This window comes from bacterium (assembly GCA_016873475.1).
GTDB lineage: Bacteria > Krumholzibacteriota > Krumholzibacteriia > JACNKJ01 > JACNKJ01 > VGXI01.
Window position 1 is genome coordinate 26,155 of sequence record VGXI01000010.1, and the last position, 7,365, is coordinate 33,519.

A 7,365-nucleotide genomic window follows, 5' to 3' on the forward strand; every position below is an offset into this window, starting at 1 on the left:
CGCGGCCCCGCGGATACTCGGGGCATCAACGCCGCTCACCGCGCGCTGTCGACTCGCGCCGCTCGCCGGTGAGCGCTCTCGACTTCCTCAGAAGGGAGCGGCCATGGCCGAGCACGACGCGGGGGCAAGGCCCGAGCGCGCGGATGCGGGCGAGCCGGCGAACCCCGGCGGCAGCACGCGCCGGTCCTTCCTCTACCAGCTCGCCCTGACCGGCATCGGCGCCGCAGGCATCGCCCGGCAGGCGGCGGGCGCGGTCGGCTATCTCGACGTGCTGGCCATCGACAATCCCCTGGCGAGCTACCCCAATCGCGGCTGGGAGCGGGTCTATCGCGACCTCTACCGCAGCGACAGCAGCTTCGTCTTCCTCTGCGCGCCCAACGACACGCACAACTGCCTACTGCGAGCCTTCGTCAAGAACGGCGTCGTCACGCGCATTGCGCCGAGCTACGGCTACCACGAGGCCAAGGATCTGGACGGCGGCGGCGCCAGCCGGCGCTGGGATCCGCGCTGCTGCCAGAAGGGCCTCGCTCTCGCCCGCCGCTTCTACGGCGACCGCCGCTGCAAGCGGCCCCTGGCCCGCAAGGGCTTCAAGGCCTGGGCGGACGCCGGCTTCCCGCGCGACAAGCGCACGGGCGCCGTCGACGCGAAGTTCCTCCAGCGCGGCAAGGAGCCTTGGGTACCCGTCAGCTGGGACGAGGCCTTCGCCCTCGCCGCCCGCGCCGCGATCGACATCGCCCGCACCTACTCGGGCGAGGCGGGCCAGGCCAAGCTGCGCGCGCAGGGCTACGACCCGCTGATGGTCGAGGCGACCCAGGGCGCCGGCACGCAGGTCCTGAAGTTCCGCGGCGGCATGCCGGCCCTGGGCCTCACCCGGATCTTCGCGCAGTACCGGATGGCCAACGCGATGGCCCTCGTCGACGACAGGCTCCGCGACACGGGGCCGGAGAAGGCCCTCGGGGCCCGCGGCTGGGACAACTACTCCTGGCACACGGATCTGCCACCCGGCCACCCGATGGTCACGGGACAGCAGACCGTGGACTTCGATCTCTGCAACGTCGAGCACGCGCGACTCATCCTCGTCTGGGGCATGAACTGGATCACCACGAAGATGCCCGACGCGCACTGGCTCACCGAGGCGCGCCTGAAGGGCAGCAAGGTGGTCGTGATCGCCGCCGAGTACAGCGCGACTTCGTCCAAGGGCGACGAGGTGCTCATCGTGCGGCCGGGCACGACTCCGGCGCTCGCGCTCGGTCTCGCCCAGCAGATCATCGCCGAGGGGCTCTACGACGAGGCGGAGGTGGCCGGGGGGACGGACCTGCCGCTGCTCGTGCGCACGGACACGGGCCAGCTCCTGCGCGCCGCGGAGGTCTTCGCGGGCTACCGGCCGGCGCCGCTCGCGAACGCTACCCTGGTCACCGCCGCCGGCGAGAGCGGGCCGGCCATCCACGCCCAGGCGGGCGCGGTGATCGGGGCCGCCCAGCGGGAGGCCTGGGGCGACACCGTCGTTTGGGATCGCCGCCGCGGCGGGCCCGCCGCGGTGAATCGCGACCAGGTGGGCCGGCACTTCGCGGCGCTCGGCCTCGCGCCGCAGCTCGCCGGCACGGTGACGGTGACCCTCGCCAGCGGCGAGCGCGTGGCCTGCCGCAGCGTCTTCGACGCCACCCGCGCGTTGCTCGACGCCAGCTACACGCCCGAGCAGGTGGCCAAGCTCACCTGGGTGCCGGCCGCGGCGATCCGCAGCCTCGCCCGCCAGATCGCGGCCAACCCCGAGCGCACGCTCTTCGTCAACGGCATGGGGCCGAACCAGTTCTTCAACAACGACCTCAAGGACCGGGCGATCTTCCTGGTCGCCGCGCTGACCCGCAACGTCGGCCGCATCGGCGGCAACGTGGGCAGCTACGCGGGCAACTACCGGGCGAGCTTCTTCAACGGGCTGGGCCAGTACGTCGCCGAGAATCCCTTCGCGCCGGGGCTCGACCCGGCCAAGCCGGCGCCCGTGAGGAGCTACTGGAAGCCGGAGTCCGTGCACTACTTCAACCACAACGACCAGATCCTGCGGGCGGGCGAGACGGTGCTGACGGGCAAGAGCCACATCCCGACGCCGACCAAGTCCATCCACGTCTCCAACTCCAACTCGCTGATCGGCAACGCGAAGGGCCACTACGACAGCATCGTCAACAGCTTCCCGCGCGTGGAGTTCATTGCCGTGAACGAGTGGTGGTGGACGGCGAGCTGCGAGTACGCGGACATCGTCTTTCCCGTAGACAGCTGGGCCGAGCTGCGCGCGCCCGACATGACGATCAGCGCCACCAACCCCTTCCTGTACGTCTTCCCGACCTCGCCGCTGCCACGCATCCACGATACCCGCGGGGACGCCGAGGTGGCGGCCGGCATCTGCGCCGCCATCGGCCGCGAGTTGGACGACCCGCGCTTCGCGGACTACTGGCGATTCGTGGGCGAGGGCGACATGCGGCCCTACATCCAGCGCATCCTCGACCACTCGAACGCCATGCGGGGCTTCCGCGTCGAGACGCTCGAGCGCGAGGCGATGCGCGGCGTGCCGGCCATCATCCAGACGCGCACCTACCCCAAAGTCGGCGCCTGGGAGCAGGCGAACGAGGACCGGCCCTGGTACACGAAGACGGGCCGGCTCGAGTTCTACCGCGAAGAGCCGGAGTTCATGGACAGCGGCGAGAACCTGATCGTGCACCGCGAGCCGATCGACTCCACCTTCTACGAGCCGAACACGATCGTCGCGGCCCCGCATCCCCTGCTCCGGCCGAAGCGGCCGGAGGACTACGGCGTCGATCCGGCCGATCTCGGCAGCGACGCGCGCCAGCACCGGCACGTCGTGCTCGACGTCGATGCCCTGCTCGCCACGCGCCATCCGCTCCACGCGGAGGGCTATCGCTACGTCTTCCACACGCCCAAGTACCGGCACGGCGCCCACACGACGTCGGTGGACACGGACATCGTCGCCATCTGGTTCGGACCCTTCGGCGACATGTACCGCGAGGACAAGCGGATGCCCTACATCAACGAGATGTTCCTGGACATCAACCCGTTGGACGCGCGCGAGCTGGGCGTCGAGGACGGCGACTACGTCTGGATCGACGCCGATCCGCACGATCGGCCCTTCCGCGGCTGGCAGCAGAACGCGGAGCGGTACCAGGTGGCTCGCCTGATGGCCCGCGCCCGCTACTACCCCGGCACGCCGCGCGGCATCACGCGCATGTGGCACAACATGTACGGGGCCACCTACGGCTCCGTGAGGGGCAGCCGCGAGAACGCGAACGGCATGGCCCGCGCCCCGGAGACGGGCTACCAGTCGCTCTTCCGTTCGGGCAGCCACCAGAGCTGCACGCGCGGGTACCTGAAGCCCACCTGGATGACCGACAGCCTCGTCGTCAAGGGCGTCTTCGGCCAGAAGATCACGCAGGGCTTCGTCGCCGACGTGCACTGCCCGACCGGCGCGCCGCGCGAGTCGATCGTGCGCATCGAGCGCGCGGAGGCGGGCGGACCCGGCGGCCAAGGGCTCTGGCGACCCGCGCGGCTCGGCCTGCGGCCGGGCTACGAGAGCGCGGCGCTGATGCGCTTCATCGCCGGCGGCTTCGCCGCCCGCACGAGCTAGGGGGAGGCCATGCCCAAGCGCAAGAACTGGCAGATCGGCCGTGAGCAGGACTACCCCTACGAGGCCGCGCCGCCCAAGCGGCAGGTGGCCTACATCTTCGATACGAACAAGTGCATCGAGTGCCAGACCTGCACCATCGCCTGCAAGGCGACCTGGACCAGCGGCAAGGGCCAGGAGACCACCTTCTGGAACAACGTCGAGACCAAGCCCTACGGCGGCTATCCGACGGCCTGGGACCTGCGCCTGCTCGAGATGAGCGAACCCGCGCGCTGGGCGCGCGGCGTGCTCGAGACGCCGACCGTTTTCGAAGGCCTGCCGCCCAACCAGCCGCCGCGCGGCCACCGGCCGGAGGTCGCCGACTACGGCGCGCCCAACCTGGGCGAGGACGACGTCACCGCGAACGTCGAGATGGGCATGGCTTTCGAGGGCATCCACCCGATGTGGATGTTCTACCTCGCCCGCATCTGCAACCACTGCGACCACCCGGCCTGTCTGGCGGCCTGCCCGCGCAAGGCCGTCTACAAGCGCGAGGAGGACGGGATCGTCCTCGTCGACCAGGAGCGCTGTCGCGGCTACCAGGAGTGCATTCGGGCCTGTCCGTACAAGAAGGTCTTCCACAACGTGATCAGCCGCGTGAGCGAGAAGTGCATCGGCTGCTACCCGCGCGTGGAGCAAGGCGAGGTGGCGCTCTGCGTGGAGGCCTGCATCGGGAAGATCCGCCTGCACGGCTTCCTCTCCACGCGCGAGGCGCCGCGCCCGGACAACCCGCTCGACTACATCATCAAGATCCGCCGGCTCGCGCTGCCGCTCTACCCGCAGCACGGCACGGGGCCGAACGTCTTCTACATTCCGCCCGTGCACGTGCCGGACGCCTTCCTCGAGCAGCTCTTCGGCCCGGAGGTGGCCGCGGCGAAGGCGCTCTACCGCGAGGCGGCGCGGGACAGGCAGCTACTCGGCGCGCTGCTGCTCTTCGGGGCGACGAACAAGATCATCACCCGCTTCGCCGTGCAGGGCGAGGAGGCCGTGGGCTGGGACGACGCCGGCACGGAGCTGGCGCGCGTGCCCTTCACCGAGCCCCACCGCGTGCGGAACTTCTTCGATGAGCGCCACGGCGCCTATCGCCACAACACGACCTAGGGAGGGCAGGCGATGCGGAGCGACGACGCGGGCCTCTGGGCCATTCTCGGCGCCTTCCTGTTCAGCATCCTGCTGATGGCGGGGCTGCTCACGCTGGCGCAGCGCGAGTACGTCCGCGGGCTGCGCGAGCGCCAGCTCGTCGGCGTGCAGACCCGCCTCGGCGCCGAGGCGCTCCTCGTCGTGCGCGTCGGCGCCGGCGCCGCGCTCGGCGATCCCGAGGCGAAGCTCTGGCGCGAGGCGCCGGCCACCCAGATCGCCCTGCTGCCGCAGAATGTGGCCCTGCCGGCGATCACGGAGACGGCGGTGGCGAGCATCGCGCTGCAGGCGGTCACCGACGGCGAGCGCATCGCCTTTCGCCTGAGCTGGCCGGACGCCACGCGCGACCGCGCGCAGGAGGTCACCCGCTTCGGCGACGCCGCCGCGCTGCAGTTCCCCCTCGCCGAGGACGCCACCTACATGATGGGCGCCGCGGGCAAGCGCGTGCAGATCCTGCACTGGAAGGCGCTCTGGCAGCGCGACGTCGACGAGGGCTTCCAGGACGTGCAGGACCTGCATCCCAACTACTGGGTCGACCTCTACTGGTTCGCCGCGGGCAGCTTCCCGCAGCGCGTGCCCGAGGACTTCGCCGACACCCGCGCCCAGGCCTGGTTCCCGGCGCGCGCGGCGGGCAACCCGATCGCCCAGTGGAATCGTGTCGAGCCGATCGAGGAACTGATCGCCGAGGGCTTCGGCACGCTCACGGCGCAGCGCGAGAGCGCGAGCGCCGGACGCGCCGTCTGGCGCGAAGGCCGCTGGTGGCTCACCGTCGTCCGCCCGCTCGAGACGCAGGACCCGAACGACTACCAGTTCCGCCTCGATCGGCCGGGCAGCGTGGGCGTCGCCATCTGGGACGGCAGCGCCGGCAACGTGGGCGGCCGCAAGCAGTACTCGCCCTGGCTCCGCTTCGAGGTGCAGGGATGAAAGAGCAGGCGCGCGCGCTTGCCCTGGCCGATCTCCTGTTTCTCCTGGCCGAGTTGTTGCGCGCGCCGGCGGCAGGCGCGCGCAGCCTGCCCGCCGCCGATCGCGCCGCGCTGACTGCGCTGCTCGCCGGGGCGGGCCTGGCGAGCCCGCAGCGCGCGGCGGCCCTGCTCGCCGACTGCCTCGCGCGAGCGGGGCGCGAGCCCGCCGCCCTCGCCGAGGCGCAGAGCGCGCTCTTCGAGGGCGCCGCGCCCTGCGCCGCGAACGAGACGGCCTTCGTGCGCCGCGACAAGGGCGCGCTGCTCGCCGACATCGCCGGCTTCTACCGCGCCTTCGGCTTTGCGCCCGCGGCCGGCACGGGCGAGAAGGCCGATCATCTCGGCGCCGAGCTCGAGTTCGTCGCGCTGCTGCTGGTCATGCGCGCGCAGGCGGCGGCCGCCGGCGAGGCCGAAGCGGCGGCAGTCACGCACGAGGCGCTCTGCGCCTACTGGGCCGACCACCTCGGCGAGTGGCTGCCCGCCTTCTGCGCGCGCCTGGCCGCGCTGGCCCCGGACCGCCATCACCGCCGCCTCGCGCGCCTGCTCGCGCTGGCCGGCACGCGGGTCGCCGCCGAGCTCGGCCTCGTCTTCGGCGAGAGCGCGCCGCCCCTGCCGCCGCCGGGCGACGAGGAGGCCGAGGCCTTCCGCTGCGGGCTGCTGCGCCCGACCGGCGCCTAGGCCGGAAAGGGCCTGAGCGCCGCGAAGGCGTGGGCGATGCCGCCGATCACCGACAGGCCCGGCACGCGGTAGCCCGAGAGCAGGGCGCCCTCGATCGCCTCGAGCGCGCCGCGCCGCCCGCCGCGGCTTCCCGCGAGGTCGAAGGCGACGAAGTCCGCCGGCCCGCCGGCCGTCAGCTCGCCGCGCTCGGGGCAGCCGAGGGCGAGGGCGCCGGCCCGCGTCGCCATCCAGAGGATCTGCTCGGGGCCGAGCGCGGGCTGCGCGCGCCGCGCCAGCGTGCAGGTGAGCGGCAGGTTGAGCGTGGGGCTGCTGGCCAGCGAGTCGGTGCCGAGGGCGACGGGCAGGCCGGCGGCGAGCATGGCCACCACCGGGTGCGGGTCCGCGCCGCCGTGGAACCAAGGCACGGAGCCCGGGCAGTAGGCGATGGCCGTCGCCGGGCGCGCGGCGAGGCGGGCGATCTCCGCGGGTTCGAGCCAGGTGCCATGCACGAGGAGCAGCGGCGCCGCGAGCGGGACGCTCGCCAGCCACTCGCCGAGGCCATCCGGCGCGGCGGCGGACCAGGCCGCGGGCTCCGTCCAGCCGAGGCGCGCGTGCAGGTCGGCGAAGGGGCCGCTCGCGGCATCGAGGAAACGGCGCTCGGCTTCGGATTCGGCGAGGTGCATGGCGACGGGCAGCGCGCTCTCTCGGGCCAGGTCGAAGCAGGCGGTGACGAGCGCCGGGTGGCTGCTGTAGGGCGCGTGTGGACTGAGGCCGGCCAGCAGCGCGCCGGGCGCTGCGAGAACGGGCGGCGGCGCCGCAGCGAGCGCGGCGCGGGCCCCCGCCAGCGCGCGCTCACGCGCCGCGGGCTCCCAGCCCAGCACTTCGCGGTAGCCGCGCAGGGTGAGCGGCGGGGTCAGCTCGGCGAGTAGGCTGCGCACGTCCGCC

At 72.6% G+C, this 7,365-nt stretch carries 4 protein-coding genes and 1 pseudogene; 4 read left to right on the top strand and 1 reads right to left on the bottom strand.

Annotated elements, in window-relative coordinates; all coding sequences use genetic code 11:
- Nucleotides 1-103: 103 nt before the first annotated feature.
- The 4 genes and pseudogenes from FJ251_02065 (at nucleotide 104) to FJ251_02080 (ending at nucleotide 6,141) form a co-directional block, all read left to right on the top strand.
- Nucleotides 104-3,631, top strand: coding sequence for a molybdopterin oxidoreductase (locus FJ251_02065; GenBank protein MBM4116517.1), 3,528 nt, complete (start codon nucleotides 104-106; stop codon nucleotides 3,629-3,631).
- A 9-nt stretch (nucleotides 3,632-3,640) separates the two neighbouring features.
- Entirely contained in the window at nucleotides 3,641-4,768 is a 1,128-nt protein-coding gene (locus tag FJ251_02070; GenBank protein ID MBM4116518.1) for a dehydrogenase, read from the top strand.
- Nucleotides 4,769-4,780: 12 nt separating this feature from the next.
- Nucleotides 4,781-5,728 (top strand): hypothetical protein, encoded by a 948-nt coding sequence (locus tag FJ251_02075; protein ID MBM4116519.1) that lies wholly within the window; start codon nucleotides 4,781-4,783, stop codon nucleotides 5,726-5,728.
- Nucleotides 5,725-6,141 (top strand): annotated as a pseudogene (locus FJ251_02080) (molecular chaperone TorD family protein). Before FJ251_02075 ends, FJ251_02080 begins: the two are co-directional and overlap by 4 nt.
- Before the next feature lie 296 nt (nucleotides 6,142-6,437).
- On the opposite strand, the gene FJ251_02085 reads toward FJ251_02080, so the two are convergent.
- The coding region (locus tag FJ251_02085; GenBank protein ID MBM4116520.1) for an amidohydrolase family protein at nucleotides 6,438-7,365 on the bottom strand (928 nt) is incomplete at its 5' end.